Raw genomic sequence first — 26,363 nt, 5'->3', positions numbered from 1 at the left:
CCGGAAGTCCTAGGACCCGGCCGACCGGGTCGGCCGGGTCGACCCGGTCAGGCCGTGCCGGGCGGGGCGATCCACCGGGCGGGCTGGCCGGTGACCCGGGCGATGGCGTCGAAGTCCTTGTCGTAGTGGAGGAGGGTCAGCCCGGAGAGTTCCGCGGTGGCGGCGACGAGCAGGTCGACCGGGCCGGCGCTCCGGTGCTCGCCGCGGTCGGTGAGGGACTTCTGGACTTTGCGGGCGCGGGAGTAGACGCCGTCGGGGACGGCGGTCCAGTTGAAGAGCCGTCCGAGGATCTGCTCCTTGGCACGACGGTCGGCCCCCGACCGGGCGGAGTACTGGATCTCCAGCTCCGTGATGTCACACAGGCCGATGACTCCCTCGGTGAGGTTCTTGAGCCATGCCTCGCGCACGTGCTTCGCGTCGATGACGCGGAAGACGGCCGACGTGTCGATGAGGTAGGTGACGGGACTCATCGGCGGTAGTTCTTCTTCTCCCGTAGGACCTCGAAGTCGCCGCGCTCGCCCATGGCGACGAGTTCGTTCAGCGCCCGCAGACGGTCATGGCGCCGCGCGACCTCTCGCAGGGCCTCGTTGACCGTCTCCTTCTTGGTCTTCGTGCCCAGTATTTCGGCGGCCTGCTCAAGGGCCGCATCGTCCACTTCCATGTACAGGTTCGACATGCCCGACCTCCATATATGGGTGACAAGTCGAGAATATTTGACATCGCGCGGGCAGCGCAACGCCCGTCACTCCGGAGAGTGACGGGCGCGAAGGGGTGCGCACCGGGCGCGACGGCTCAGAGATGCGTCGGTTCGAACATCTTCAGGAGGGCTGGGAGGACGACCATCGAGGGGCCGGGGGTGGCGAGGGACTTTGCCAGGTCGGCGGTGAGGGATTCGGGGGTGGTGCGGGTGGCGGGGACGCCGAAGGATTCGGCGAGGGCCACGAAGTCGGGGCGGGTGAGTTCGGTGGCGGTGGCCTCGCCGAAGGCTTCCGTCATGTACTCGCGCAGGATGCCGTAGCCGCCGTCGTCGACGATCAGCCAGGTGACGTCGAAGCCGTACTGCTTCGCCGTCGCCAGCTCCGCGATCGAGTACATCGCTCCGCCGTCGCCGGAGACCGCGAGGACCGGGGTCGTCGGGTCGGCGGCCGCGGCGCCGAGGGCGGCCGGGAAGCCGTAGCCGAGGCCGCCGGCGCCCTGCGCGGAGTGCATCGTGTTGGGGTGCCGGGCGTCGAAGGCGGACCACGCCCAGTAGGCGAGGATCGTCATGTCCCAGAAGCTGGGGGCGCGGGACGGCAGCGCCTCGCGGACCGACGCGACGATCCGCCGCTCCAGGTCCAGGTCCTGCCCGGCCAGCCGGTCCGCGACCTTGTCCAGGACCGCGCGGACCCGCGTCGGGGCGGTGGCGTCCGTGCGGTCCTCCGCCGTCTCCAGGAGCGCCTGGAGGGCGAGGCGCGCGTCGGCGTGGATGCCGAGCGCCGGGTGGTTGGACTCCAGCTTGCCCGCGTCCGCCTCGATCTGGATCACCCGGCCGCGCGGCGCGAAGGTGTGGTAGTTCGAGGACAGCTCGCCGAGACCGGACCCGACCACCAGGAGGACGTCGGCGTCCTCCAGGAAGTCGGTGGTGTGCCGGTCCTCCAGCCAGGACTGGAGGGAGAGCGGGTGCTCCCACGGGAAGGCGCCCTTGCCGCCGAAGGTGGTGACCACGGGCGCGTCCAGCTTCTCGGCGAGCGCGAGCAGCTTGCCGGAGGCGTCGGAGCGCACGACGCCGCCGCCGGCGATGATCGCCGGGCGCTCGGCCGTCGACAGCAGGTGCGCGGCGACGGCCGTCAGCTCGGGGCGCGGGACGACGTCCTCGGGGGTCGCGTCCATGGGCGTCACGACCGGGAGGGTGGTCTCCGCGAGGAGCACGTCCTGCGGGATCTCGACCCAGACCGGGCCGTGCGGGGCGGTGAGCGCCGACTCCCACGCCGCGGCGATCGCGGACGGGATCTGGGAGTGCGTACGGACCGTGTGGACGGACTTCACGACGTCCCGGAAGCTGGCCTGCTGCTCGCGGAGCTCGTGGAGGTAGCCGTGCCGGCCGCCGCCGAGCCCGGCGGCGGGGATCTGGCTGCCGATGGCGAGGACCGGCGCGGAGGCGGCGGCGGCCTCCTGGAGCGCGGCGAGCGACATCAGGGCGCCGGGGCCGGTGGAGAGGAGGAGGGGGGCGGCCTCTCCGGTGACGCGGCCGTAGGCGTCGGCGGCGAAGCCGGCGTTGTTCTCGACGCGGAGGCCGACGTAGCGGAGGGAGGAGCGGCGCAGGGCGTCGAACATGCCCAGGGCGTGCTGGCCGGGGAGACCGAAGACCGTCGTGGCGCCGAGGCCGGTGAGGGTCTCGATGACGAGGTCACCGCCGGTCCGCCCCGCGGGCGGGTTCAGCGCGGCCTCGATCTGGGCGGCGGTCGGTCGCAGGACCAGGTCGTGGTCGTGGGTCATGTCGGTTCCCTGGGCGTCGTGGTCGGTCGTGCGCGAGGGGTGCCCGGCCCGGTCGGGCCGGGCACCCCCGGGAATTATCGGCTCGCCGCGATCTGGCGGCTCATGATCGTGGTCAGTTCGTAGGCCGTGTGGGAGGCGGCCACCGACGTGATCTCGGCGTGGTCGTAGGCGGGGGCGACCTCCACCACGTCGGCCGAGACGAGGTTGCAGGAGGAGAGGCCGCGGAGGATCTCCAGGAGCTCGCGGGAGGTCATGCCGCCGGCCTCGGGGGTGCCGGTGCCGGGGGCGTGGGCCGGGTCGAGGCAGTCGATGTCGATGGAGATGTACAGCGGGCGGTCGCCGATGCGCTGGCGGAGCTGGTCGGCGACCTCGTCGGCGCCGCGGCGGTAGACGTCCGCCGAGGTGACGATGCCGAAGCCCATCTTCTCGTCGTCCGTCAGGTCCTGCTTGCCGTACAGCGGGCCGCGGGTGCCGACGTGGGAGAGGGCCTCGGTGTCGAGGATGCCCTCCTCGACGGCGCGGCGGAACGGCGTGCCGTGGGTGTACTCGGCGCCGAAGTAGGTGTCCCAGGTGTCCAGGTGGGCGTCGAAGTGGAGCAGGGCGACGGGGCCGTGCTTCTTCGCGACCGAGCGGAGCAGCGGGAGGGCGATGGTGTGGTCGCCGCCGAGGGTCATCAGGCGGGCGCCGGTGCCGAGGAGGTCGTCGGCGGCGGCCTCGATGGTCTCGACGGCCTCGTTGATGTTGAACGGGTTGACGGCGATGTCGCCGCCGTCCGCGACCTGCGCGAGGGCGAACGGGGAGGCGTCCTGCGCCGGGTTGTACGGGCGCAGCAGGCGGGACGCCTCGCGGATCGCGTTGCCGCCGAAGCGGGCGCCGGGGCGGTAGGAGACGCCGCTGTCGAAGGGGACGCCGACCACGGCGATGTCGGCGGTGCCGACCTCGTCGAGCCGCGGCAGCCGCGCGAACGTCGCGGGACCGGCGTACCGCGGGACGCGGGACGAGTCGATCGGGCCGCGCGGGGTGTTCTGGTCGCTGCTCATGGTCGGCTTCCTCCGGGTGGGATCGGGTGGGGGTGAGGGTACGGCTGGGTGTGCCGGGCGGCCTGGTCACGGCCGCCCGGAAGCGTCAGGCGCCGGCTCCGGCGCCGGCCGCGGCGGCACCGGCGGTGGCCGGTTCCGGGGTCTCGGTGGTGCCCGCCTCGCCGGCGAGGCGGGCGCGCCAGTTGGCGAGGACGGCGGCGTCGGTGGGCCGGGTGGCGAGGGAGACGACCACGTAGGCGGCGAGGGAGGCGAGCAGGCCGAAGTAGATGGGCTGGTTCGCGAGGATCCCGTAGGCCGCCATCAGGCCGACGACGGTGAGGCCGCCGGCGGCGATGGCCGCGAGGGCGCCCTGGACGGTGCCGCGCTTCCACAGCAGGCCGCCGAGGATGGGCACGAGGAGGCCGCCGACGAGGAGGTTGTAGGCGACGGTGAGGGCCTGGACGACGTCGTTCAGCGCGATGGCGATGAGGATGACGCCGATGCCCATGACGAGGATGAAGACCCGGTTGCCCTTGACCTCGTCGTGGTCGTCGCTCGGCTCCTTGGCGTGGGTGAGCCCGCGCAGCCGGGACCAGATGTCGTTGTTGGCGACGGTGGCGCAGGCGATGAGGGCGCCGGAGGAGGTCGACATGACGGCGGCGAGGGCGGCGGCGAGGACGAGGCCCCGGACGCCCATGGGCAGCTCGTCCTTGACGATCGTGGCGAAGGCGGCGTCGGCGGAGGGCAGGTTCGGGTACATGACCTTGGCCGCGGTGCCGATGATCGCGCCGGCGACGGCGTACAGGAGGCAGTAGGTGCCGGCGACGGTGCCGCCCCACTTGGCGACCTTGTCGGTGCGGGCGGTGAAGACCCGCTGCCAGATGTCCTGTCCGATGAGCATGCCGAAGGTGTAGATCAGCACGTAGGTGAAGATCGTCTCGCCGCCGATGCCGAGGGGCTCGAAGTACGCGGTGGGCAGCTGGGCCTTCATCTCGGCGAAGCCGCCGGCCTTGACGACGGCGATCGGCAGCAGCAGGAGCAGCACGCCGATGGTCTTCACGACGAACTGCACCATGTCGGTGATGGTGATGGACCACATGCCGCCGAGCGTCGAGTAGGCGACGACGATGGCGCCGCCGAGGACGATCGCGACCGTGCGGGGCAGGTCGAAGAGGACGTCGAAGATGGTGGCGTAGGCGATCGTCGAGGTCACGGCGAGCATGAGGGTGTACGCCCACATGACGATGCCGGAGATCATGCCCGCGCGGCCGCCGTAGCGGAGGTCCAGCATCTCGGAGACGGTGTAGACCTTCAGCCGGGCGATGCGGGCGGAGAAGAAGACGCTGAGGGCCAGCAGGCCGAGGCCGATGGTGACGACCATCCAGGCGCCGGAGAGCCCGTACTTGTAGCCGAGGCCGACGCCGCCGATGGTGGAGGCTCCGCCGAGGACGATCGCGGCCATGGTGCCGGAGTACATCCAGGGGCCGAGGCGCCGTCCGGCGACCAGGAACTCGCTCTTGGACTTGGCGCGGCGCATGCCCCACCAGCCCATCGCGAGCATGCCGGCCAAGTACAGGACGATCACGGTGTAGTCGACGGCCATGCGGCCCTCCTTCGCGCACCTCGGTGGCGTGTCGTGCGGGGATGAGTTGCCCAGGAGCGGATCGCGGGGACATCCGCCCGTACCCGCGGCTCCTGGATCCCTCGACAGTAGGTGGCCGGAAAGCGACGATGAAGTGTACGTTTCCTCCACTGGAGGGGCGGGGGCTGTACGAAGGATCCATGCCCATGAACGCTGCGCGGGAAGCCGCCACGACACCTCCCGTACCCCGGGTCACCCTGGCCGCGCTGCTCGCGCGCCGGGAGCTGGGCCTGCGGCTGCTCGCCGGTCCGGACGACGTGGCGCTGCACTGGGTGCACACCTCGGAGATGGCCGACCCGTATCCGTACCTCCTCGGCGGCGAGCTGCTGATGACCGCCGGCGTGCAGCTGACGGACCCCGCGCGGTACGTGGAGCGGGTGGTGGAGGCGGGGGCGGCGGCGCTCGGCTTCGGGGTGACGCCGGTGTACGACACGGTGCCGGAGGAGCTGGTCGAGGCGTGCGTCCGGCACGGGCTGCCGCTGATCGAGGTGCCGCCCCGGACCCCGTTCACGGCGGTGGCGCGGGCGCTGTGGCGGCTGATGGCGGAGGCCAGGCTGTACGAGCTGCGCCGGGTCACGGAGGCGCAGCAGTCCCTTGCGACGGCCGCCGCCCGCCCGGCGCCGGTCCCGGCGGTGCTGGGCGCGCTGGCCTCGCGGCTGGGCGGCCGGGCGGTGCTGTTCGGGGCGGACGGCACGGAGTCGGCGGCGGCCGGGCGGGCGCTGCCCCCGGAGGCGGCGCGGGCGCTGGCGGAGCTGGCCGGGGTGGTCGGGCCCCGGCCGGGCGGCCCGGCGTCGGCGAGCGGCGAGGGAGGCGGGCTGAAGCTCGCGGCGTACGCGCTCGGCGGCGGCGACGGGCTGACCCTCGGGGTGGCGACGGAGCGGCGGGACCCCGGTGACCACACGGTCGCCGGGGTGGCGGTGGTGCTGCTGTCGCTGCTGACCGCCCCGCACCGGGCGACCGACGTGTCGGTGCGGGACGGGGCGCTGACGAGGCTGCTGCTCGGCGCGCCGGCGGCGGAGGCGGCGGCCTCGCTCTCCGCCGGGCCGTGGACGGTGGTGCACGCCCGGGGCGGCGACGGCACCCCGTTCGCGGCGGCGGCGCTGGCGGCGGCGCTGGGCACGGACCTGGTGGACGCGGGGCCGACGGTACGGCTCCTGCTGCCGCCGGGCGCGGCGGTCGCGGCCCAGCCGGGCTGGGCGCTCGGGGTGAGCGCTCCCGCCGGGCCGGACGGCCTCCCGGCGGCGGACGCCCAGGCCGCCAGGGCGCTGCGGCGGGCGGAGGCGACCCGGGCGCCGCTGGTGCGGCACCGCGCGAACGGCCTCGCTGGTCTGGTGGACCCTGACGAGGCCGCCGCCCACGCGCGCGTGCTGCTCGCCCCCCTCAGCGAGCCGCAGGCCGAGACCCTGCGCACCTGGCTCTCCCTGCACGGCAGCTGGGACCGCACCGCCGCCGCGCTGGGCGTCCACCGCAACACGGTCCGCCAGCGCATCGCCCGCTGCGCGCTGCTCCTCGACCGCGACCTGGACGACGCGGACGCGCGGATGGAGCTGTGGTTCGCCCTCAGGTGAGGACGGGGGGTCAGTACAGCTTGTTGACGGCGGTCTTCGTCGTGGTGCGGAAGGCGGTCAGCGGGGCGTCCTTGAAGTCGCCCATCTGGCCCCAGCGGACGAGGGTGACGGTGCGGCCGTCGCGGCCGACGGAGAAGAGGTGGATGTCGGTGTTGCCGACCTGCGGGTCGGCGGTGTCCAGGCTGTAGACCCAGGCGCCCTCCTCGACGGCGAGCTTGCCGTGGGAGGCGCTGACGGCCTTCAGGCCGGGGTTCTGCCGCTCCAGGAGGGGGCCGCAGCCGGCGAGGGCCTTGCGCAGGGTGTCGACCAGCTTCACGGCGTCGGCCTCGGTGCGGGCGACGGTGGTGACCTGGACGCCGTTGGTGTCGAGCTCGGTGGCGAACTCGCGGTAGCGGGTGTTCTGCGCCGGGATCTTGTACGGGGCGCAGAGGACGCCGCCGTTCTCCGGGACGCCGTCGAAGATCTGGGTGGCGGTCCACGGCGTGGACGACTTCGGCATCTGGGAGGCGGCGAGGAAGGCGGGCTGGGCGGCGGCCTGCGCCGGGGCGGTGGCGAGGGCGGCGAGGCCCAGGGCGCCGGCGGCGGCGGTGGCGAGTGCGGTGCGGAGCTTGTTCATGGTGGTGGATCCCCCGTCGGGTCGTTCGGTCAGTGCTCCACCAGCGTCGGGCCGGCGCCCGCCGCCCGCAACGGTGACGCGCCCGTCACCCGTCCCGGAACCATTCCACCCCCGCTGACGTGCATGGACGTGAAGCGTGGGACGCGGGGTCGAGGGGGATGGAATGGTTCCGGGACGGGTGAAGGACGCCGCCGTCGAGGAGTTCGCGCGGCTCGTGCGCGCGCTGAAGGCGAAGGACGGGCGGAGTTACGAGGCGCTGGGCCGCCGTCTGAACGTCAGCGCGTCCACCCTCCACCGTTACTGCTCCGGCGCGACCGTCCCGGAGACCTTCGCCGTGGTCGACCGTCTGGCCCTGCTGTGCGGGGCGGACGAGGAGGAGCGACGGGCCCTGGAGGCGGCCTGGTCCGCGGCGGACCGCACCCGCAGGCCACCGGTGCCGGAGGCCCCGCACGCGCGCGTGCCCGTGCCCGGTCCTGCGCCCACCCCGCCGCGAGAGCCGGCGGCCGGGCCGGAGGTCCCCCGCGCGGTGGCCGGGGCCGGCCCGGCGGGCCTCCCGTCCCGGGGGCGGCGCCGCCGGTGGGCGCGGGTGGGCGTGGGGAGTGGGGCGCTGGCGGTCGTCGGGGCGGTGACGCTCGGAGCCGTACTCCTTCCGGGGAAGTCGCGGGAGCCGGCGGCCGCTCCGCCTCCGCCGCTGACGTGGACCGTCGCCTCGCACGTCTGGCAGAACGGGTGCGGGCACACCTACCTCGTGGACGGGACGCCCGCTCCCCCGCCGCCGGCCGCCGACGCGCGGCGGTGGGCGGCGGCGGAGGGCGCGGTGCACGGCGGGGAGACGCTGGTGCGGGTCTCGGTGCAGGGGAAGGGGGCCTCCGCGGTGGTGCTCCAGGCGCTGCACGTGCGCGTGGTGGAGCGGGGCGCGCCGCTGCCGTGGGCGGGGTACCGGATGGACGACGGGTGCGGCGGGGCGGTGACCCCGCGGCACTTCGCGGTGGATCTGGACCGGCCGCGACCGGTGGCGCGGCCCGTGGACGGGTATGACGCCTCCGGGGAGGAGGGACGGAGGCTCCCGGCGGTCTCCTTCCCGTACGCGGTGACCGCGGCCGATCCCGAGGAGCTGCTGGTGTCGGCGCGGACGGCGGGCTGCGACTGCCGCTGGTACCTGGAGCTGGAGTGGAGCGCGGAGGGGAGGAGGGGCACGGCGCGGATCGGGGACGAGGGCGGGGCGCCCTTCCGGACGAGCGGGAGCGAGGGGCGGCCGGTGTACGCGTACGACTCCGCCGGGCGGGCCTGGATCACAGGCGCGGAGTCTGGACAGGGCGGGTGACCGCTGGGTAACTTCGAACGTGACAGGCTGAGCAAGCGCTTAGACAACTGGCAGCGATGAGGAGGCGGCTCGTGCGCCGTACCGTATTCAACGAGGACCACGAGGCGTTCCGGGAGACCATCCGGGCCTTCATCGAGGCCGAGGTCGTGCCCGTCTACGACGAGTGGTTCGCGGCCGGCCAGGCTCCGCGCGACTTCTACTACAAGCTCGGTGAGCTGGGCATCTTCGGCATCAACGTGCCCGAGGAGTTCGGCGGCGCCGGTCTCGACACCCACAAGTTCGAGGCCGTCCTCTACGAGGAGACCTCCCGCGCCGGCGTGCAGTTCGGCGGCTCCGGCGTGCACGTGCTGCTCGCCCTGCCGTACATCAAGATGCTCGCCACCGGCGACCAGAAGAAGCGCTACCTGCCGAAGTTCGTCTCCGGCGAGGAGATGTGGGCCCTCGCGATGACCGAGCCGGGCACCGGCTCCGACGTCGCGGGCATGAAGACCACCGCCAAGCTCTCCGAGGACGGCACGCACTACGTCCTCAACGGCGCCAAGACCTTCATCACCGGCGGCGTCCACGCCGACCGCGTGATCGTCTGCGCCCGCACCTCCGCCCCTTCGGCCGAGGACCGCCGCTTCGGCATCTCCCTCTTCGCCGTCGACACCAAGTCCGAGGGCTACTCCATCGGCCGCAAGCTCGACAAGCTCGGCCTGCGCACCTCCGACACCGCCGAGCTCGCCTTCGTCGACGTCAAGGTCCCCGTCGAGGACCTGCTCGGCGAGGAGGGCAAGGGCTTCTCCTACCTCGGCCACAACCTCGCCTCCGAGCGCTGGGGCATCGCCTTCGGCGCCTACGCGCAGGCCAAGGCCGCGATCCGCTTCGCCCAGCAGTACGTGCAGGACCGCACGGTCTTCGGCAAGACGGTGGCCTCCTTCCAGAACACCAAGTTCGAGCTGGCCGGCTGCCAGGCCGAGGTCGACGCCGCCGAGGCCGTCGCCGACCGCGCCCTGGAGGCCCTGGACGCGGGCGAGCTGACCCCGGCCGAGGCCGCGAGCGCCAAGCTCTTCTGCACCGAGGTCGCGCACCGCGTCATCGACCGCTGCCTCCAGCTGCACGGCGGCTACGGCTACATGAACGAGTACCCGATCGCCCGCCTGTACGCGGACAACCGCGTCAACCGCATCTACGGCGGCACCAGCGAGATCATGAAGACGATCATCGCCAAGAGCATGGGCCTGTAAGTGCCCGAAGCACCTTCCGCACTGGATGACCTGCTCGCTCTGCTCGACCTGGAGCGGATCGAGCAGGACATCTTCCGGGGCCGGTCCCGGTCCGCGATCGTCCCCCGCGTCTTCGGCGGCCAGGTGGCCGCCCAGGCGCTGGTGGCCGCGGGCCGGACCGTCCCCGCCGACCGGCTCGCCCACTCCCTCCACGCGTACTTCCTCGTGGCGGGCGACCCCGGCGCGCCGATCGTCTACGAGGTCGACCGGATCCGGGACGGCCGCTCCTTCACCACCCGCCGGGTCGTCGCGATCCAGCACGGGCAGCCGATCTTCCACCTCTCCGCGTCCTTCCAGACGTACGAGGACGGGCTCGACCACCAGGACGCGATGCCGGACGCGCCCGACCCGGAGACGCTGCCGACCGCCGAGGAGATGCTCCCCCGGCACCTGCCGGAGGGCGTCGCCCGGCGCCTCGTCGAGGCCCGCGCCGCCGTCGACCTGCGGTACGCCGAGACCCCGCCGTGGGGCTCCGTCGGCGAGCCGCGCGCACCCCGCTCGCAGGTCTGGTTCCGTACCAACGGCAAACTCGCCGACGACCCCCTGCTGCACGTCGTGCTCGCCACCTACGTCTCCGACATGACGCTGCTCGACTCGGTGCTGCTCGCCCACGGGCGCGGCGGCTGGGCCGTCGGGGACGTGGTCGGCGCCTCGCTCGACCACGCCATGTGGTTCCACCGGCCCTTCCGGGCCGACGAATGGCTCCTCTACGACCAGGAGTCGCCGTCCGCCTCCGCCGGACGCGGCCTCGGGCAGGCCAGGATCTGGACCCGGGACGGACGCCTGGCGATCTCCGTCATCCAGGAGGGTGTCGTTCGCGTCCCGCGCCTCTGACCGGACATACCGTCCGATGTCATGACGGATGCCAAGACGGAGAACGGTGAGAGCACCTTCACGGTGATCGTGGCGGCGGGCGCGAACCTCGGGATCGCGGTCGCCAAGGCCGTCGCCGGTGTCATCAGCGGATCGAGCGCGATGCTGTCGGAGGCCGCCCACTCGGTCGCCGACACGGTCACCGAGGTCATGCTGCTCACCGCGCTCAAGCGGAGCGAGAAACCCGCCGACGAGGACCACCCCGTCGGGCACGCGGGCGAGCGGTACGTGTGGGCGATGCTCGCCGCCGTCGCCACCTTCGTCGGCGGCGCGGTCTTCTCCGTCTACGACGGCATCCACACCCTCACCCACGGCGAGGAGCTCGGCGACCCGCTCGTCTCCTACATCGTGCTCGGCGTCTCCTTCGTCCTGGAGGCGTTCTCCCTGCGGACCGGCGTCCGACAGGTCAAGGCGGAGGCGGAGCGGATGCGGGCGCCGTTCGCCCAGTACCTGCGGCTGACCCCGGACACCACCGTGAAGGCGGTGGTGCTGGAGGACTCCGCCGCCCTCGCCGGTCTGATGCTCGCCGCCGGCGGCCTCCTCGGCGGCCAGATCACCGGCTCCGGCGTCTGGGACGGCGTCGCCTCGATCCTCATCGGCTGCCTGCTCGTGTACGTCGCCTGGGTGCTGGGCCACGCCAACGCGCAGCTCCTCATCGGCCGCCCGCTCCCCCGCCCCATGCGCGCGGAGGTCCGGGAGGAACTGCTGGGCGTCCCGCACGTGGTGGAGGTCCTGGACCTGGTCACCCTGATCCAGGGCCCCGGCGAGGTGCTGATCGCCGCGAAGATCGACTTCCGGGACGTGGTGACGGCGGCCGAGGTGGAGCGGGCCTGCGAACAGGCGGAGGCCCGGCTGCGGGCCCGCTTCCCCTCGGTACGCCGGGTCTACCTGGACCCGACGCCGGGGCCGTAGGGCCGGACCAGGTGGGAACGGTCGGGCAGGCCCTAGCCGAGCAGCCCCGCCGCGTTCAGCAGGTACGCGGTCAGGGGCTCGTAGAAGCGGGGGTCCACGACGTGGTCGTCCAGCGGGACGGTGACCTTCATGGTGCCCTCGGCCTCGCCGAGGAAGAGCGCCGGGTCGTTGCAGTCCGCGTAGCCGACGGAGTCGACGCCGCGCTGGGCCGCGCGCCCGGCCCAGCCGTGGTCGGCGACGACGAGGTCCGGCGCGGCCTCGCCGAGCAGGGCGAGGCCGTCGAGGATCGCGTTCATCGGCTCGGGCGAGTGGGTGTGCCAGAGGCTGGCGCCCCGCTCGAAGACGGCGACGTCGGCGAACTGCACGACGTACCCCTCGTCGGCGGTCAGCCCGCCGGGGATCCGCACGATGTCGCAGCCCTGCGCGCGCAGCGCGGAGGCGACCCGGCTGTGCGCGTCGATCAGCGCGCCCGGGTGGCCGGTCGCGAAGAGCACCCGCTGCCGGCCGGCGGCGGCCTCCTTGAGCCGGGCGGCCATCCGGTCCAGGGCGTCGACGGTCAGCTCGGGGTCGATGGTGTCCTGGCCGGCCCGGTGGGCGGGGTCGTCGACGACGCCGCAACGCTCGGCCATCACCGCCAGCACGTCCTGCTCGTCCGTCCACCGGTCGCCGAGCTCCAGACCGAGCCAGTAGTGCCGGTCTCCGTTGGCGAGCTTCCGGTAGTGGTCCAGGTTGTTCTCGCGGGGTGTGGCGACGTCCCCCGCGATCCGGCTGCGGAGGAGGTGCTCGACGAGGGCGTCACGGCTGAGTATCGGCATGCGCCTCATTCTGCCGCGCCCCCGTCCCGGCCGGGACGGTGTCTCAGGGGGTCGGCGCGGCGAGGGCGGTCAGCGCGCCGTGGGCCAGGTTCCGCAGGAGCTGCTCCAGGGCCTCGCGGGAGAGCGGGGTGCGCAGGTGGGGGGTGGAGTTGAGCAGGCCGAAGACCGCGTGCACGGCGGCCCGGACCTCCGGTTCGCCCGCCTCCGGGTGGAGGGCGCGGACGACGTCCACCCACAGCTCGACGTACTGCCGCTGGAGCTGCCGGACCCGCTTGCGGTCCTCGTCCTTGAGGCGGTCGAGCTCCCGGTCGTGGAGGGTGATCAGCGGCCGGTCGTCGAGGGCGAAGTCGATGTGGCCGTCGATGAGGGCGGCGAGGAGGAGCCGCGGGTCGCCGTCGGACTCGGCCGCCCGCAGGCGCCCGCCGTCGAGCAGCCGCTCGCTGATGCCGACCAGCAGCTCGGCGAGCATCGCGTCCTTGCCGGGGAAGTGGCGGTAGAGGCCGGGGCCGCTGATGCCGACGGCGGCTCCTATCTCATCCACACCGACGCCGTGGAAGCCGCGCTCGGCGAAGAGGCGGGCGGCCTCCTTGAGGATCTGCTCGCGGCGGGTCGGCGCGTCCATCCGCGTCGGGCTCGTGGTCATGCTTTCGATTCTAGACAACCCTGTTAGCGGTCGTTAACCTGAGACACGTACGTTAACGCTCATTAACCGGACAAGGGAGATCGGTCGATGCAGCAGGCACCTGTGCTGTCGAGTGCGGCAGACCCCGCCTCGGCGGCCTGGCGGGCCAACGAGGCGGCGCACCAGGAGCTCTCCGAGACCCTGCGCGCCAAGCTGGCCGAGGCCGCGCTCGGGGGCGGTGAGAGGTCCCGCGCCCGGCACACCGCGCGCGGGAAGCTGCTGCCGCGCGACCGGGTGGACACCCTCCTCGACCCGGGCTCGCCGTTCCTGGAACTGGCGCCCCTCGCGGCGAACGGGATGTACGGCGACCAGGCCCCGGCCGCCGGAGTGATCGCGGGGATCGGGCGGGTCAGCGGCCGCGAGTGCGTGATCGTCGCCAACGACGCGACGGTCAAGGGCGGCACCTACTACCCGATGACCGTGAAGAAGCACCTGCGGGCGCAGGAGGTGGCGCTCGACAACCGCCTCCCCTGCCTCTACCTCGTCGACTCGGGCGGCGCCTTCCTGCCGATGCAGGACGAGGTCTTCCCGGACCGCGAGCACTTCGGGCGGATCTTCTACAACCAGGCCCGCATGTCGGGCGCGGGCATCCCGCAGATCGCGGCCGTCATGGGCTCCTGCACGGCCGGCGGCGCGTACGTCCCGGCGATGAGCGACGAGGCCGTGATCGTCCGGAACCAGGGGACGATCTTCCTCGGCGGGCCGCCGCTGGTGAAGGCGGCGACCGGCGAGGTCGTCACGGCCGAGGAGCTGGGCGGCGGCGAGGTCCACTCGCGGATCTCCGGCGTCACCGACCACCTCGCGGAGGACGACGCGCACGCGCTGCGGATCGTCCGGAACATCGTGGCGACCCTGCCCGAGCGGGGCCCGCTGCCCTGGAAGGTCGAGCCGGTCGAGGAGCCCAAGGTCGACCCGTACGGGCTGTACGGCGCGGTGCCGGTCGACTCCCGCACCCCGTACGACGTGCGCGAGGTCATCGCCCGCGTGGTGGACGGCTCCCGCTTCCAGGAGTTCAAGTCCGAGTACGGGCAGACGCTGATCACCGGCTTCGCCCGGATCCACGGCCACCCGGTGGGGATCGTCGCCAACAACGGCATCCTGTTCGCCGAGTCCGCCCAGAAGGGCGCGCACTTCATCGAGCTGTGCGACCAGCGCGGCATCCCGCTGGTCTTCCTCCAGAACATCACCGGCTTCATGGTCGGCAAGGCGTACGAGCACGGCGGCATCGCCAAGCACGGCGCCAAGATGGTCACGGCGGTCGCCACCACGCGCGTGCCGAAGCTGACGGTCGTCGTCGGCGGCTCCTTCGGCGCGGGCAACTACTCGATGTGCGGCCGGGCCTACTCCCCCCGCTTCCTGTGGATGTGGCCCAACGCCAAGATCTCCGTCATGGGCGGCGAGCAGGCCGCCTCGGTCCTCGCCACGGTCAAGCGCGACCAGCTCGGGGACGCCTGGAGCGCCGACGAGGAAGAGGCGTTCAAGGCGCCGATCCGCGAGCAGTACGAGTCCCAGGGCAGCGCCTACTACGCGACCGCCCGCCTCTGGGACGACGGCGTGATCGACCCGCTGGAGACCCGGCAGGTGCTGGGTCTCGCCCTGACCGCCTGTGCCAACGCGCCCCTGGGTGACCCCCAGTTCGGCGTCTTCCGGATGTGAGGACCACGACGATGCAGCACATGTTCGACACCGTCCTCGTCGCGAACCGGGGCGAGATCGCCGTCCGCGTCATCCGCACCCTGCGCGCGCTCGGCGTCCGCTCGGTGGCGGTGTACAGCGACGCGGACGCCGACGCCCGGCACGTACGGGAGGCGGACACGGCGGTACGGATCGGGCCCGCGCCGGCCTCGGAGTCGTACCTCTCCGTCCCCGCCCTGCTGGACGCGGCCCGCCGCACCGGCGCGCAGGCCGTCCACCCCGGCTACGGCTTCCTCGCGGAGAACGCGGCCTTCGCGCGCGCCTGCGCCGAGGCCGGGCTCGTCTTCATCGGGCCCTCCGCCGAGGCGATCGCCCTGATGGGCGACAAGATCCGGGCCAAGGAGACCGTGAAGAAGGCCGGCGTCCCGGTCGTGCCCGGCGCCGCCGACCCGGAGATCGCCGAGGCCGCCCGTGAGCTGGGCGCGCCCGTCCTGCTGAAGCCCAGCGCGGGCGGCGGCGGCAAGGGCATGCGCCTGGTGCGGGACCTGACGGTCCTGGAGGAGGAGATCGCGGCGGCCCGCCGGGAGGCGCGCGCCTCCTTCGGCGACGACACGCTGCTCGTGGAGCGGTGGATCGACCGCCCCCGGCACATCGAGATCCAGGTCCTGGCGGACACCCACGGGAACGTGGTGCACCTCGGCGAGCGCGAGTGCTCGCTCCAGCGCCGCCACCAGAAGATCATCGAGGAGGCGCCGAGCGTCCTCCTGGACGAGGCGACCCGGGCGGCGATGGGCGCGGCGGCCGTGGAGGCGGCCCGGTCCTGCGGCTATGTCGGCGCGGGCACGGTCGAGTTCATCGTGCCGGGCGGGGACCCGTCCGCGTACTACTTCATGGAGATGAACACCCGCCTCCAGGTCGAGCACCCGGTGACCGAGCTGATCACGGGCCTGGACCTGGTGGAGTGGCAGCTGCGGGTCGCGGCCGGCGAGCCGCTGGCCTTCGGCCAGGAGGACGTCCGGCTCGACGGATGGGCGGTCGAGGCGCGGATCTGCGCCGAGGACCCCTCCCGGGGCTTCCTGCCCTCGGGCGGCACGGTGCTGGCGCTGAACGAGCCGTCCGGCGAGGGAGTGCGCACCGACTCCGGCCTCCTCGAAGGCACCGAGGTCTCGTCGCTCTACGACCCGATGCTGTCGAAGGTCATCGTCCACGCGGCCGACCGCCCCACCGCCCTCCGCAAGCTCCGCGCCGCCCTCGCCGACCTCGTCACCCTCGGCGTCCCCACCAACGCGGGCTTCCTCCGCAACCTGCTCGCCCACCCGGACGTGGTGTCGGGCGCCATGGACACGGGGCTGGTGGAGCGGGACGCGGAGAGCCTGACGACGGCGGAGGTCCCGGCCGAGGTGTACGCGGCGGCCGCCGCCGTGCGGCGGGCGGAGCTGGCGCCCGCGCCGCGGGCCGGCTGGACGGACCCGTTCGACGTGCCGAGCGGCTGGCGTCTCGGCGGCACGCCGAAGCCGCTCGGCTTCCCGCTCCGGGCGCCCGGACTCGAAGCCGTCACGGTCGAGGCACCCGGCGGCGCGCGCGTGACGGACCGTTCCGTCACCGTCACGGTCGACGGCGTCACCCACACCTTCCACCGGGCCGGCGCCTGGCTCGGCCGGGACGGGCACTCCTGGCACGTCCTGGACCACGATCCGGTCGCCGCCGCGCTCTCCGGGGCGCGGCACGGCGGGGCGGACACGCTCGCCGCGCCGATGCCCGGCACCGTCACCGTCGTGAAGGTGGCGGTCGGGGACGAGGTGGAGGCGGGGCAGAGCCTGCTGGTGGTGGAGGCGATGAAGATGGAGCACGTCATCTCCGCCCCGCACGCCGGCACCGTCACCGAACTGGACGTCACGCCCGGCACGACCGTCGCCATGGACCAGGTCCTGGCCGTGGTCACCCCCCGCGAGGAGGAGGACGCGTGAGCACCGGACTGCCGATGACCGTGCCCGACCCGTCGCTGCCCGCCCGGGTCCGGATCCACGAGGTGGGGCCGCGGGACGGGCTCCAGAACGAGAAGACGGCCGTCCCGACCGAGGTGAAGGCGGAGTTCATCCGCCGGCTCGCCGCCGCCGGGCTCTCCACCGTCGAGGCGACCAGCTTCGTGCACCCGAAGTGGGTGCCCCAGCTGGCCGACGCCGAGGCGCTGTTCCCGCTCGTCCGGGACGTGCCCGTACGCCTCCCCGTCCTCGTGCCGAACGAGCGCGGGCTCGACCGGGCGCTCGCGCTCGGCGCCCGCGAGGTCGCCGTCTTCGCCTCCGCCACCGAGTCGTTCGCCAAGGCCAACCTCAACCGGACCGTCGACGAGGCGCTCGCCATGTTCGAGCCGGTCGTCATCCGGGCGATAGAGGCGGGCCTGAGGGTCCGCGGCTATCTGTCGATGTGCTTCGGCGACCCCTGGGAGGGCGCCGTCCCCGTCGAGCAGGTCGTCCGCGTCACCAAGGCGCTCGCCGAGATGGGCTGCGACGAGCTGAGCCTCGGCGACACCATCGGCGTCGCCACCCCGGGACACGTCGACAAGCTCCTCGGCGAGCTGTCCGGCGCCGGCGTGCCGCTCTCCCGGGTCGCCGTCCACTTCCACGACACCTACGGGCAGGCGCTCTCCAACACGCTGGCCGCGCTCCGGGCCGGCGTGACCACCGTGGACGCCTCCGCGGGCGGCCTCGGCGGCTGCCCCTACGCCAAGTCCGCCACCGGCAACCTCGCCACCGAGGACCTGGTGTGGATGCTCGACGGCCTCGGCATCGAGACCGGGGTCGACCTGGCCGCCCTCACCGCCACAAGCACGTGGATGGCCGACCAACTGGGCCGCCCAAGCCCGTCCCGCACCGTCCGCGCCCTCTCCCACAAGGAGTGACGAAAGACATGTCCCTCGACCACCGGCTCACCGAAGAGCACGAGGAACTGCGCCGCACCGTCGAGCAGTTCGCCCACGATGTGGTGGCGCCTAAGATCGGCGACTACTACGAGCGGCACGAGTTCCCGTACGAGATCGTCGCCGAGATGGGGCGGATGGGCCTCTTCGGCCTGCCGTTCCCGGAGGAGTACGGCGGCATGGGCGGCGACTACCTCGCGCTCGGCATCGCCCTGGAGGAACTGGCGCGGGTCGACTCCTCGGTGGCGATCACCCTGGAGGCGGGCGTCTCGCTCGGCGCCATGCCCGTCTACCGCTTCGGCACCGAGGAGCAGAAGTGCGCCTGGCTGCCGAAGCTGTGCTCCGGCGAGATGCTGGGCGCCTTCGGCCTGACCGAGCCCGGCGCGGGCTCGGACGCGGGCGGCACCCGCACGACGGCCGTCCGCGACGGCGACCACTGGGTCATCAACGGCTCGAAGTGCTTCATCACCAACTCCGGTACGGACATCACCGGTCTGGTGACCGTCACCGCCGTCACCGGCCGCAAGCCGGACGGCCGCCCGCTGATCTCCTCGATCATCGTCCCCTCCGGCACCCCCGGCTTCACCGTCGCCGCGCCCTATTCGAAGGTCGGCTGGAACGCCTCGGACACCCGGGAGCTCTCCTTCGACGACGTGCGCGTCCCGGTGGAGAACCTCCTCGGCGAGGAGGGCCGCGGCTACGCGCAGTTCCTCCGGATCCTCGACGAGGGCCGGGTCGCCATCGCGGCGCTCGCCACGGGCCTCGCGCAGGGCTGTGTCGACGAGTCCGTGAAGTACGCGAAGGAACGTCACGCCTTCGGCCGGCCGATCGCCGACAACCAGGCCATCCAGTTCAAGATCGCCGACATGGAGACGCGCGCCCACATGGCCCGCATCGGCTGGCGGGACGCGGCCTCCCGCCTCGTCCTGGGCGAGCCCTTCAAGAAGGAGGCGGCCATCGCGAAGCTGTACTCCTCCACGGTCGCCGTCGACAACGCCCGCGAGGCCACCCAGATCCACGGCGGCTACGGCTTCATGAACGAGTACCCCGTGGCCCGCATGTGGCGCGACTCGAAGATCCTGGAGATCGGCGAGGGCACCAGCGAGGTCCAGCGCATGCTCATCGCCCGGGAGCTCGGCCTCGGCGGCTGAGCCCGCTCGCGCAGAGATGCGGGCCCCGGCGGAGGACCGTACTCCGCCGGGGCCCGCATCGGTATGGGTCAGGCGAACCGGGCGATCGGGTTCACCAGGTCGCCGACGAGCTGGAGCGCCCCCGAGGGGTCGGCCAGGTCGACCATCTGCTTGTTGTTGCGCAGCTGGAGGCGGTTGAGCGCGGACAGCGCGAAGGTCTCCGCGAACACGTCGTACTGCGCGAAGCGGTCCGCCAGCTCCGGCTTCGACTCCTGGTAGCCCTTCACGGACTCCGCGACCGTCCGCCAGAACACGTCCTCGCCGACCGTGCCCTCCGCCGCCAGGGTCGCCCCCAGGAAGCGGAAGAAGCAGTCGAAGACGTCCGTGAAGACCGAGAGGAGCTTCATGTCCTCCGGGACCTCGGCGCGGATCCGCTCCACCGCCGGCGGAAGGACCGCGTGCGGGTCCATCACGCAGATCTCCTCGGCGATGTCCTTGAAGACCGCCCGGTCGACTGCGCCCCGCTCGTCCAGGACCAGGATCACGTTCTCGCCGTGCGGCATGTAGACCAGGTCGTAGGCGTAGAAGCAGTGCAGCACCGGCAGCAGGTACGCGTCCAGGTACTTCCGCAGCCACACCGCGGGCTCCAGGCCCGACTCCTTGATCAGCGCGCCCGCGAAGGACGCGCCCGCGTGGTCGACGTGCAGCAGCGAGGCCATCGTCGCAAGGCGCTCGCCGTCGGCGAGCCGCTCCACCGGCGACTCGCGCCACAGCGCCGCCAGCATCTTCCGGTACGCCGAGTAGCGGTCCGTCGCGGCCTCGTACTCCAGGTGCCGGTAGCCGACCGCCGCCCGTTCCCGGATGATCGAGAAGCGGGCCGCCTTCAGCACCGAGTCCGACTCGATCAGCTGCGCCAGCCAGTCGTTGATCGCCGGGGTGGCCTCCATGTACGCGGCCGAGAGGCCGCGCATGAAGCCCATGTTGAGGACCGACAGGGCGGTCTTCACATAGTGCTTGGCCGGGTCGGCCGTGTTGAAGAAGGTACGGATCGACTGCTGCGCCAGGTAGGCGTCCTCGCCCTCGCCCAGGTACACCAGGCGCTGCTGCGCCACCTCGGCGGCGAAGGTCACCGACAGCTTGTTCCACCACTGCCAGGGGTGGGCCGGCATGAGGAGGTAGTCGGCCGGGTCCAGGCCGCGCGCGGTGAGGATCCCGGCGAAGCGGTCCACGGCCGCGTCGCCGAGCTCGGCGCGGATGAAGGTCTCGTACTCGATGCCCGCGCCGGCCGTGAAGGCGGCCCGGTCGCGGCGGGCGGCCAGCCACACCAGGTGGATCGGGCTCGCGGCCTCGGGGGCGTAGGCGCGGAACTCGTCGACGCCGAAGCCGAGGCGCCCGTTGTTGGCGACGAAGCAGGGGTGGCCCTCGGTCATCCCGGTCTCGATGGCCTGGAAGTCGGCGCGGGCCAGCTCGGCGGCGGGCACCTGCGGCTTGGTCGACTTGAAGGCGGTGCCGGCGAGCGTGGAGGAGATCTCCTCCAGGTAGACCGGCAGGATCTCGTCGCTCAGGCCCAGCGCGCCGCGCAGCTCGGTGACGAACTGGAGGGCGTCCAGCGGCAGCTGCTCGTCGCCCCGGTGCCGGCTGATCGACTCGGGGTAGACCTGCCAGTGGTCGAGGGCGAAACGGTCCGCCGTGAAGCGGTACTCGGTGGCGCCGTCGTCGCTGAGCACCCGGTAGCGGGACTCTCCCCCAGAGCCTTCGGCCTGGGAGGTGCCCCCAAGCTCCTGCGGGTTCAGCAGCCGCTCGTGGGCGAACTCGGCGAGGCCCTTGCGGATCAGCGCGCGGTTGGCGGCGGCCCAGCGGTCGGGCGTGAGGTGCGCGACCGGGTCGGTGACGTCCAGGCGGCTCATATCGCGGCTCCCACGGCGGCGTCGAACTGCGCCCGGGTGCAGAAGCTCAGCAGGGCTTCCTTCTCGGGCTTCCGGATCGGGCCGTCGGGCACGAAGCCGACGGCCTCGTTGAGCGCGTGCACGGCGGTGTTGCGCACGTCGGGCTCGACGACCACGCGGGCGGTCGCCGGGTCGGCGAACAGCTCCCGCATCACGGCGGTGATCACCGTGCGGGTGAAGCCGTGCACGGGGGTGTCGGTGGGCGCGACGAGGAAGTGCATGCCGACGTCACCGGGCTGGGGCTCGTAGAGCCCGACCAGCTCGACGTGGGCGGGGTCGTACCGCTCCATGAGGAAGGCGGGCTCACCGTCGACGAGGCCGATGAAGGCGTCGTGGTGCGCGTGGGCGGCGATCTCCATGTAGGCGCGCTCCACGTCCTGGAGCTTCGCGTCCTGCATCATCCAGAACGCGGCCTTGGGGTGGGTGACCCAGGGGTGGATCAGCTCCGCGTCCTTGAGGGGATCGAGCGGGCGGATCTCGACGGCGGGGGTGGTGGGGGCGATCATACGCTGAACTCCTGGAACGCGATGGTCTTCTCGACGGGGTAGTACTCGGACCCCAGCATCTCCCCGATGATGTAGGCGTTGCGGTACGCCCCCATGCCCAGGTCGGGCGAGGTGATCGAGTGGGTGTGGACACCGGCGTTCTGGAGGAAGACCTCGCGGCCCGTGGTGTCGACCGCGTAGTTGCGCGCCACGTCGAAGCGGCCCTGCCCGTCGAAGCGCAGCCGGTCGCGGAGCGGCTCCAGGAAGGCGGGGACGGCGTACTTGTAGCCGGTCGCGAGGACCAGGCCCTCGGTCTCGATCTCGTACTCCTTCTCCTGCTCCTCCTGGCGGAAGCCGAGGGTGTACGTGCCGCTCTCCTCGTCGTACGAGGCGGTGTGCAGCGCGGAGTTGGTGAGGAGCCGGGTGGGGACCGGGCCGGCGAAGTTCTTCTGGTAGAGCAGGTCGAAGATGGAGTCGACGAGGTCGCCGTTGATGCCCTTGAAGAGGCCCTTCTGCTGGGACTCCAGGCGGTAGCGGGTCTGCTCGGGGAGCGCGTGGAAGTAGTCCACGTACTCGGGGGAGGTCATCTCCAGGGTGAGCTTGGTGTACTCCAGCGGGAAGAAGCGCGGGGAGCGGGTCACCCAGTTGAGCTTGTAGCCGTGGACGTCGATCTCCGCGAGGAGGTCGTAGTAGATCTCGGCGGCGGACTGGCCGCTGCCGACGATCGTGATCGACTTCTTGCGCTGGAGCGCCGCCTTGTTCGGCACGTAGCGCGAGTTGTGGATCAGGTCGCCGCCGAGCTCCTCGCAGGAGGCGGGGAGGTACGGCGGGGTGCCGGTGCCGAGGACGATCCGGCGCGACCGGAACGTTTCTCCGGCCTCGGTGGTGACGACGTACACCTCGCCGGTCTCGTCGTACGCGACGGAGGCGACGGTCGTCGAGAAGCGGATCGAGGTGACCTTGTTCGCGGCCCACCGGCAGTAGTCGTTGTACTCGGCGCGCAGCGGGTAGAAGTTCTCGCGGATGTAGAACGAGTACAGCCGGCCCTTCTCCTTCAGGTAGTTCAGGAAGGAGTACGCCGAGGTCGGGTCGGCGAGGGTGACCAGGTCCGACATGAACGGCGTCTGGAGGTGGGCGCCTTCGAGGAACATGCCCGAGTGCCACTCGAAGTCCGGCTTGGACTCCAGGAAGAGGCCGTTCAGCTCCTCGATGGGCTCGGTCAGGCAGGCGAGTCCGAGGTTGAAGGGACCGAGCCCGATCCCGATGAAGTCGTGGATCTCAGCGATCTCAGGCGTGGACAAGGTTCTCTCCCAGGTACTGCTCGGCGTGGCCGGCGATCAGATCGAGGACGGCGGCCATGTCGGACACCGTGGTCTCGGGGTTGAGCAGGGTGAACTTGAGGTACTGGCGGCCGTCGACCTTGGTGCCGGCGACGACGGCCTCGCCCGAGGCGAAGAGCGCCTTGCGGGCGTAGAGGTTGGCCCGGTCGATCTCGGCGGGGGAGGTGACGGCCTCGGGGACGTAGCGGTAGACGAGGGTGGACAGCTGCGGCTCCACGACCACGTCGTAGCGCGGGTCGGCGGCGAGCAGGTCGTGTCCGGCGCGGGCCAGGTCGCAGACCTCGTCGAAGAGCTCGCCGACGCCGTCCGCGCCCATGACGCGCAGGGTCATCCACAGTTTGAGGGCGTCGAAGCGGCGGGTGGTCTGGAGCGACTTGTCCACCTGGTTGGGGATCTGCTCGGCCACGGTACGGCGCGGGTTGAGGTAGTCCGCGTGGTAGGTGGCGTGGCGCAGGGCGGCCCGGTCGCGGACCAGCACGGCGGAGGAACTCACCGGCTGGAAGAAGGACTTGTGGTAGTCGACGGTGACGGAGTCGGCGCGCTCGATGCCGTCGAGGAGGTGGCGGCGCTTGAGGGAGGCGAGCAGTCCGCAGCCGTAGGCGGCGTCGACGTGCATCCAGGCGCCGTACTCCTCGGCGAGGGCGGCGATCTCGGGCAGCGGGTCGATCGAGCCGAAGTCGGTGGTGCCGGCGGTGGCGACGATGGCCATCGGGACGAGGCCCTCGGCGCGGCAGGTCTCCAGCTCGGCGGCGAGGACGACGGACTGCATCCGCTTGTTCTTGTCGACGGGTATGGAGATGACCGACTCGTGGCCGAGACCGAGGAGGGTGGCCGACTTCTGGACGGAGAAGTGGCTGCACTCGGAGGAGAAGATCCGCAGGCGGGAGAGGTCGGTGGTGTCGGCCTCCTCGCGGGCGAGCAGCAGCGCCTGGAGGTTGGACTGGGTGCCGCCGCTGGTGAAGATGCCGTCGGCGGACGGGCCGAGGCCGATGCGGGCGGCGGTCCAGTCGATGAGCTTGCGCTCGATGAGGGTGCCGCCGGCGGACTGGTCCCAGGTGTCGAGGGAGGAGTTGACCGCCGAGAGGACGGCCTCGCCGAGGACGGCGGGGATGACGACCGGGCAGTTGAGGTGGCCCAGGTAGCGCGGGTGGTGGAAGTAGACCGCGTCGCGCAGGTAGACGTCCTCCAGCTCGTCGAGGGCGGCGGAGGCGTCACCGAGGGGGCGGTCGAGGTCCACGGCGTCGATCACGGGCGCCAGTTCGGCGGGGGTGACGCCGGTGAACGGGCCGCGCGTCGTGGCGAGTTTCCTCGCCACCCGCTCGACTCCTTCGGTGACGGAGCGTCGGTAGCTCTCCGCCGTCGTGTCGTTGAGCAGGTGCGAACGCATGTGGGGGGCCCTTTCGGGACGAGGGACGCGGAATACGCAACCGTGGGTGCTTAGTAAGGTTAGCCTAACCTAATTTTGTGTGACAACAGCCCCTCAATCAGTGAAGATTGAGGGGCTGTGCGGTGAATGGCCGAATTGCGCCGGCTCCTTCTGGGACTGCCTACTCCGGAGCTCCGACCTTCGTCTCGTCCTGCGCCGCGTCCTGCGTCGTCTCGTCCGGGACCTCGCGCAGGGCGTCCTCCGACAGGCCCTTGCGCCAGTAGCCCACGAACGTCACCCGGCGCCGGTCGAGCCCGCGTTCGCGCACGAAGTGCCGCCGCAGCGCCTTCACCGCGCCGGACTCGCCCGCGATCCACACGTACGGCGACTCCCCGGGCAGCTCCGCGGCCGCGATGGCCTCCAGGCCGGAGGGCGCGCCCTCCTCCCGGACCAGCCAGGTGACGGTGGCGTCCGCCTGCGTGGCGAGCTCCATCCGGTCGCCGGAGTACGGCACTTCGAGGAAGACCTGGGCGCGGGTCTCGGCCGGCAGCCACTCCAGGATCCCGGAGGCGGCGGGCAGCGCCGTCTCGTCCGCCCAGATCAGCACCGAGTCGGCGCCCTCCGGCAGCCGGAAGCGGACCCCGGTGTTGTCGGCGACCGCCGGGCCGAGCACGACCACCCGGTCCCCGGGCTTCGCGTGCTGCGCCCAGCGGCAGGCCGGGCCGCCGTCCTCGTGGACGGCGAAGTCGATGTCCATCTCGTCCACCGGCTCGGTGCGCTGGGCGCGGACGGTGTACGAGCGCATCACGGCCCGGACGTCGTCGGGCATGGCCCGCCAGGCGCCGAGGATCGCGTACATGTCCGGGTCGTCCAGCGGCGGGAGGACCGGGGCCTCCTGGCCGGGGTGCGGCAGGAAGAGCGAGAGTGACTGGTCGCGCCCGCCGGCGGCGAAGCCCTTCAGCTCCTCGCCGGTCGCTCCGGTGAAGGTGACGCGGACCAGCGACGGGCCGAGCCGCCGCGTCCGGTCGACCTGGAGGGAGAAGAACTGGAACGGGGCGGTCTCGGCGTTCGTCATCGGGTCAGGACACCTTCTTCGCGTTCTCCAGGGCGGCGGCCAGGTCCTCCAGGAGCGGAGCGCACTTGGCGTAGGAGTAGACGGGCTCGGTCACCCGCGGGAAGACCTGGCCGGCCTTGACGGCGGGCAGCGCGGCCCAGGTCGGCTTGGCCTTCAGCTGCTCGGGCTGGAGGGTGCCCGTGCGGTTGTCGAGGAGGATCACGTCGGCCTTGTACTTGTCGACGTTCTCCCAGCTCAGGAGCTCGAACCAGCCGGACGGGTCCAGCTTCCCCGGGACGACGAGGTTGATGCCCAGCTCCTGGAAGAACAGCGTGTCGGTCGGGCGGACCGGGGTGGAGACGTAGAAGGTGTCCGGGGCGCCGGAGCCGATGAGGACCTTGATGTCCTTCTTGCCCTGGGCGGCCTTGCGCAGGCGCTCGGCGGCGGCCTCGAAGCGGGCCTTGTCCTTCTTGACCTGCTCGCTGTTCACGTCGGCGCCGAGGGAGGCGGCCAGGTCGGCGTGGCGCTGGAGGACGGACGGCATCGACTTGCCGGAGGCCCACAGGGCGACGCTGGGCGCGATCTTGAGGATCTTGGCCTTCTGCTCCTCCGGCACGTACCAGAGGGCGTCCTTCTCCCACATGTCGGTGATGAGGACCTCGGGCTGGAGCTTGAGGTACTCCTCGATGTTGAACTCGCCCCAGACGTTGCCGATGACCTTCACCTTGGTGATGTCGAGGTCGCCGGCCTGGACGTCGGGCGTCTTCTCCTTGGTCTTCGGGTCCTCGACGTAGGTCGGGCCGAAGACGCCGGTGACCTCGACGCCGAAGTCCTTGAGGGCGGCGGCCATGCCGGTGAAGGCGACGATGTTCTTCGGCGTCGCCTTGGTCTTCACGGTCTGGCCGCGGTCGTCCTTGAACTCCCAGGAACCCGATTTCGCCGAGGCGGACGAAGAGGCGCCGGAGTCCTTCTTCTTGTCACCGTCGCCGCCACAGGCGGCGAGCGCGGCGCCGAGCCCGAGGGCGCCGCCCGCGGCGAGGATGCCGCGGCGGGTGAGGGAGGTGGCTCGGGCGTTGCTGGGCATGTGGGGTCGCTTTCGGTACGTGCCGGGGTCGGCCTGGGCAAGTCGAAGGTAGGTTAGCCTAACCTCACAGCGATCGACAGGTCCGAGCCCGAGGACTCCGTCACATCGCCGTCACCGCGCGTGTTCCGACAGACCGGAGCCACCAGGGGCCGACGGACCCACGGCAGAGCGCACCCCTTGAGAGGCGCGGCTACTCCTGTCGAGGTGGTGCG

The 26,363-nt window shown here is 72.1% G+C and carries 23 protein-coding genes; 9 read left to right on the top strand and 14 right to left on the bottom strand.

The features are described 5' to 3' along the window. Positions 1-47: 47 nt before the first annotated feature. From ACFXMG_RS32335 to ACFXMG_RS32315, 5 genes are all read right to left on the bottom strand, one after another. Positions 48-470 carry a PIN domain nuclease gene (locus ACFXMG_RS32335; RefSeq protein WP_383829224.1) on the bottom strand — a complete coding sequence of 141 codons (423 nt, stop codon included), beginning with the start codon at positions 468-470 and terminating at the stop codon, positions 48-50. Next, a complete protein-coding gene (locus tag ACFXMG_RS32330) occupies positions 467-676 on the bottom strand; it encodes a type II toxin-antitoxin system VapB family antitoxin (protein WP_383829227.1) in 210 nt (69 codons plus the stop codon). Before ACFXMG_RS32330 ends, ACFXMG_RS32335 begins: the two co-directional genes overlap by 4 nt. A gap of 116 nt (positions 677-792) precedes the next feature. Further along, positions 793-2,475, bottom strand: coding sequence for a thiamine pyrophosphate-binding protein (locus ACFXMG_RS32325; protein ID WP_383829230.1), 1,683 nt, complete (start codon positions 2,473-2,475; stop codon positions 793-795). Positions 2,476-2,549: 74 nt separating this feature from the next. Further along, positions 2,550-3,515 (bottom strand): agmatinase, encoded by a 966-nt coding sequence (gene speB / locus ACFXMG_RS32320; RefSeq protein ID WP_383829233.1) that lies wholly within the window; start codon positions 3,513-3,515, stop codon positions 2,550-2,552. Between the two features lie 85 nt (positions 3,516-3,600). Beyond that, a complete protein-coding gene (locus tag ACFXMG_RS32315; RefSeq protein WP_383821202.1) occupies positions 3,601-5,097 on the bottom strand; it encodes a sodium:solute symporter in 1,497 nt (498 codons plus the stop codon). A gap of 185 nt (positions 5,098-5,282) precedes the next feature. Between ACFXMG_RS32315 and ACFXMG_RS32310 the strand changes: the two genes are divergently transcribed. After that, a complete protein-coding gene (locus ACFXMG_RS32310) occupies positions 5,283-6,704 on the top strand; it encodes a PucR family transcriptional regulator ligand-binding domain-containing protein (RefSeq protein WP_383821199.1) in 1,422 nt (473 codons plus the stop codon). Positions 6,705-6,714: 10 nt separating this feature from the next. On the opposite strand, the gene ACFXMG_RS32305 is transcribed toward ACFXMG_RS32310, so the two are convergent. Continuing rightward, positions 6,715-7,320, bottom strand: coding sequence for a hypothetical protein (locus ACFXMG_RS32305; RefSeq protein ID WP_383821197.1), 606 nt, complete (start codon positions 7,318-7,320; stop codon positions 6,715-6,717). A gap of 163 nt (positions 7,321-7,483) precedes the next feature. Between ACFXMG_RS32305 and ACFXMG_RS32300 the strand changes: the two genes are divergently transcribed. The 4 genes from ACFXMG_RS32300 (at position 7,484) to ACFXMG_RS32285 (ending at position 11,697) form a co-directional block, all read left to right on the top strand. Beyond that, a complete protein-coding gene (locus tag ACFXMG_RS32300; RefSeq protein WP_383821194.1) occupies positions 7,484-8,644 on the top strand; it encodes a helix-turn-helix domain-containing protein in 1,161 nt (386 codons plus the stop codon). Positions 8,645-8,715: 71 nt separating this feature from the next. Then, positions 8,716-9,873 (top strand): acyl-CoA dehydrogenase family protein, encoded by a 1,158-nt coding sequence (locus tag ACFXMG_RS32295; RefSeq protein ID WP_383821191.1) that lies wholly within the window; start codon positions 8,716-8,718, stop codon positions 9,871-9,873. Then, a complete protein-coding gene (locus tag ACFXMG_RS32290) occupies positions 9,874-10,746 on the top strand; it encodes an acyl-CoA thioesterase (RefSeq protein WP_383821188.1) in 873 nt (290 codons plus the stop codon). It abuts the gene before it with no gap. Between the two features lie 21 nt (positions 10,747-10,767). Beyond that, entirely contained in the window at positions 10,768-11,697 is a 930-nt protein-coding gene (locus tag ACFXMG_RS32285; protein ID WP_383821186.1) for a cation diffusion facilitator family transporter, read from the top strand. 32 nt (positions 11,698-11,729) lie between these two features. On the opposite strand, the gene ACFXMG_RS32280 is transcribed toward ACFXMG_RS32285, so the two are convergent. Together ACFXMG_RS32280 and ACFXMG_RS32275 are read right to left on the bottom strand one after the other, a co-directional pair. Further along, complete coding sequence (locus ACFXMG_RS32280; RefSeq protein ID WP_383821183.1) at positions 11,730-12,512, bottom strand: phosphatase; 783 nt, start codon at positions 12,510-12,512, stop codon at positions 11,730-11,732. Between the two features lie 43 nt (positions 12,513-12,555). Beyond that, positions 12,556-13,155: a TetR/AcrR family transcriptional regulator gene (locus ACFXMG_RS32275; RefSeq protein ID WP_383821180.1), complete on the bottom strand. Its 600-nt coding sequence runs from the start codon at positions 13,153-13,155 to the stop codon at positions 12,556-12,558. 87 nt (positions 13,156-13,242) lie between these two features. Here ACFXMG_RS32275 and ACFXMG_RS32270 point away from each other — a divergent pair, with 87 nt between their 5' ends. From ACFXMG_RS32270 to ACFXMG_RS32255, 4 genes are read left to right on the top strand one after another with little or no spacing between them, the layout of a single operon-like run. Beyond that, positions 13,243-14,850, top strand: a complete 1,608-nt coding sequence (locus ACFXMG_RS32270) for a carboxyl transferase domain-containing protein (protein WP_383821177.1) — start codon at positions 13,243-13,245, stop codon at positions 14,848-14,850. Between the two features lie 20 nt (positions 14,851-14,870). Continuing rightward, positions 14,871-16,796, top strand: a complete 1,926-nt coding sequence (locus tag ACFXMG_RS32265; protein WP_383821174.1) for a biotin carboxylase N-terminal domain-containing protein — start codon at positions 14,871-14,873, stop codon at positions 16,794-16,796. Between the two features lie 14 nt (positions 16,797-16,810). Then, positions 16,811-17,728 carry a hydroxymethylglutaryl-CoA lyase gene (locus tag ACFXMG_RS32260; RefSeq protein ID WP_383821208.1) on the top strand — a complete coding sequence of 306 codons (918 nt, stop codon included), beginning with the start codon at positions 16,811-16,813 and terminating at the stop codon, positions 17,726-17,728. An 8-nt stretch (positions 17,729-17,736) separates the two neighbouring features. After that, complete coding sequence (locus ACFXMG_RS32255; protein WP_383821171.1) at positions 17,737-18,897, top strand: acyl-CoA dehydrogenase family protein; 1,161 nt, start codon at positions 17,737-17,739, stop codon at positions 18,895-18,897. A 68-nt stretch (positions 18,898-18,965) separates the two neighbouring features. On the opposite strand, the gene ACFXMG_RS32250 is transcribed toward ACFXMG_RS32255, so the two are convergent. The 6 genes from ACFXMG_RS32250 to ACFXMG_RS32225 all read right to left on the bottom strand — a co-directional run bounded on the left by ACFXMG_RS32250 (position 18,966) and on the right by ACFXMG_RS32225 (position 26,151). After that, a complete protein-coding gene (locus ACFXMG_RS32250; RefSeq protein ID WP_383821168.1) occupies positions 18,966-20,783 on the bottom strand; it encodes an IucA/IucC family protein in 1,818 nt (605 codons plus the stop codon). Continuing rightward, positions 20,780-21,328, bottom strand: coding sequence for a GNAT family N-acetyltransferase (locus ACFXMG_RS32245; protein WP_383821165.1), 549 nt, complete (start codon positions 21,326-21,328; stop codon positions 20,780-20,782). The genes ACFXMG_RS32250 and ACFXMG_RS32245 overlap by 4 nt, the downstream gene beginning before the upstream one ends. Beyond that, positions 21,325-22,608: a lysine N(6)-hydroxylase/L-ornithine N(5)-oxygenase family protein gene (locus ACFXMG_RS32240; protein WP_383821162.1), complete on the bottom strand. Its 1,284-nt coding sequence runs from the start codon at positions 22,606-22,608 to the stop codon at positions 21,325-21,327. Before ACFXMG_RS32240 ends, ACFXMG_RS32245 begins: the two co-directional genes overlap by 4 nt. Beyond that, positions 22,595-24,034 (bottom strand): pyridoxal phosphate-dependent decarboxylase family protein, encoded by a 1,440-nt coding sequence (locus ACFXMG_RS32235; RefSeq protein ID WP_383821159.1) that lies wholly within the window; start codon positions 24,032-24,034, stop codon positions 22,595-22,597. The genes ACFXMG_RS32240 and ACFXMG_RS32235 overlap by 14 nt, the downstream gene beginning before the upstream one ends. A gap of 160 nt (positions 24,035-24,194) precedes the next feature. Further along, a complete protein-coding gene (locus tag ACFXMG_RS32230; RefSeq protein ID WP_383821156.1) occupies positions 24,195-25,088 on the bottom strand; it encodes a siderophore-interacting protein in 894 nt (297 codons plus the stop codon). A gap of 4 nt (positions 25,089-25,092) precedes the next feature. Continuing rightward, positions 25,093-26,151 (bottom strand): ABC transporter substrate-binding protein, encoded by a 1,059-nt coding sequence (locus ACFXMG_RS32225; protein ID WP_383821153.1) that lies wholly within the window; start codon positions 26,149-26,151, stop codon positions 25,093-25,095. Positions 26,152-26,363: the final 212 nt, after the last annotated feature.

This window comes from Streptomyces sp. NPDC059201 (assembly GCF_042754585.1).
GTDB lineage: Bacteria > Actinomycetota > Actinomycetes > Streptomycetales > Streptomycetaceae > Streptomyces.
The sequence above is the reverse complement of the archived record's forward strand: the minus strand, read 5'-3'. Positions and strand labels throughout refer to the sequence as shown.

Coding starts and splice junctions, on each gene's coding strand:
- ACFXMG_RS32235 (WP_383821159.1), bottom strand. CDS start 24,034: ATGCGTTCGCACCTGCTCAACGACACGACGGCGGAGAGCTACCGACGC.
- ACFXMG_RS32270 (WP_383821177.1), top strand. CDS start 13,243: ATGCAGCAGGCACCTGTGCTGTCGAGTGCGGCAGACCCCGCCTCGGCG.
- speB (WP_383829233.1), bottom strand. CDS start 3,515: ATGAGCAGCGACCAGAACACCCCGCGCGGCCCGATCGACTCGTCCCGC.
- ACFXMG_RS32245 (WP_383821165.1), bottom strand. CDS start 21,328: ATGATCGCCCCCACCACCCCCGCCGTCGAGATCCGCCCGCTCGATCCC.
- ACFXMG_RS32285 (WP_383821186.1), top strand. CDS start 10,768: ATGACGGATGCCAAGACGGAGAACGGTGAGAGCACCTTCACGGTGATC.
- ACFXMG_RS32260 (WP_383821208.1), top strand. CDS start 16,811: ATGACCGTGCCCGACCCGTCGCTGCCCGCCCGGGTCCGGATCCACGAG.
- ACFXMG_RS32305 (WP_383821197.1), bottom strand. CDS start 7,320: ATGAACAAGCTCCGCACCGCACTCGCCACCGCCGCCGCCGGCGCCCTG.
- ACFXMG_RS32330 (WP_383829227.1), bottom strand. CDS start 676: ATGTCGAACCTGTACATGGAAGTGGACGATGCGGCCCTTGAGCAGGCC.
- ACFXMG_RS32230 (WP_383821156.1), bottom strand. CDS start 25,088: ATGACGAACGCCGAGACCGCCCCGTTCCAGTTCTTCTCCCTCCAGGTC.
- ACFXMG_RS32250 (WP_383821168.1), bottom strand. CDS start 20,783: ATGAGCCGCCTGGACGTCACCGACCCGGTCGCGCACCTCACGCCCGAC.
- ACFXMG_RS32265 (WP_383821174.1), top strand. CDS start 14,871: ATGTTCGACACCGTCCTCGTCGCGAACCGGGGCGAGATCGCCGTCCGC.
- ACFXMG_RS32315 (WP_383821202.1), bottom strand. CDS start 5,097: ATGGCCGTCGACTACACCGTGATCGTCCTGTACTTGGCCGGCATGCTC.
- ACFXMG_RS32310 (WP_383821199.1), top strand. CDS start 5,283: ATGAACGCTGCGCGGGAAGCCGCCACGACACCTCCCGTACCCCGGGTC.
- ACFXMG_RS32300 (WP_383821194.1), top strand. CDS start 7,484: ATGGTTCCGGGACGGGTGAAGGACGCCGCCGTCGAGGAGTTCGCGCGG.
- ACFXMG_RS32225 (WP_383821153.1), bottom strand. CDS start 26,151: ATGCCCAGCAACGCCCGAGCCACCTCCCTCACCCGCCGCGGCATCCTC.
- ACFXMG_RS32255 (WP_383821171.1), top strand. CDS start 17,737: ATGTCCCTCGACCACCGGCTCACCGAAGAGCACGAGGAACTGCGCCGC.
- ACFXMG_RS32335 (WP_383829224.1), bottom strand. CDS start 470: ATGAGTCCCGTCACCTACCTCATCGACACGTCGGCCGTCTTCCGCGTC.
- ACFXMG_RS32275 (WP_383821180.1), bottom strand. CDS start 13,155: ATGACCACGAGCCCGACGCGGATGGACGCGCCGACCCGCCGCGAGCAG.
- ACFXMG_RS32280 (WP_383821183.1), bottom strand. CDS start 12,512: ATGCCGATACTCAGCCGTGACGCCCTCGTCGAGCACCTCCTCCGCAGC.
- ACFXMG_RS32325 (WP_383829230.1), bottom strand. CDS start 2,475: ATGACCCACGACCACGACCTGGTCCTGCGACCGACCGCCGCCCAGATC.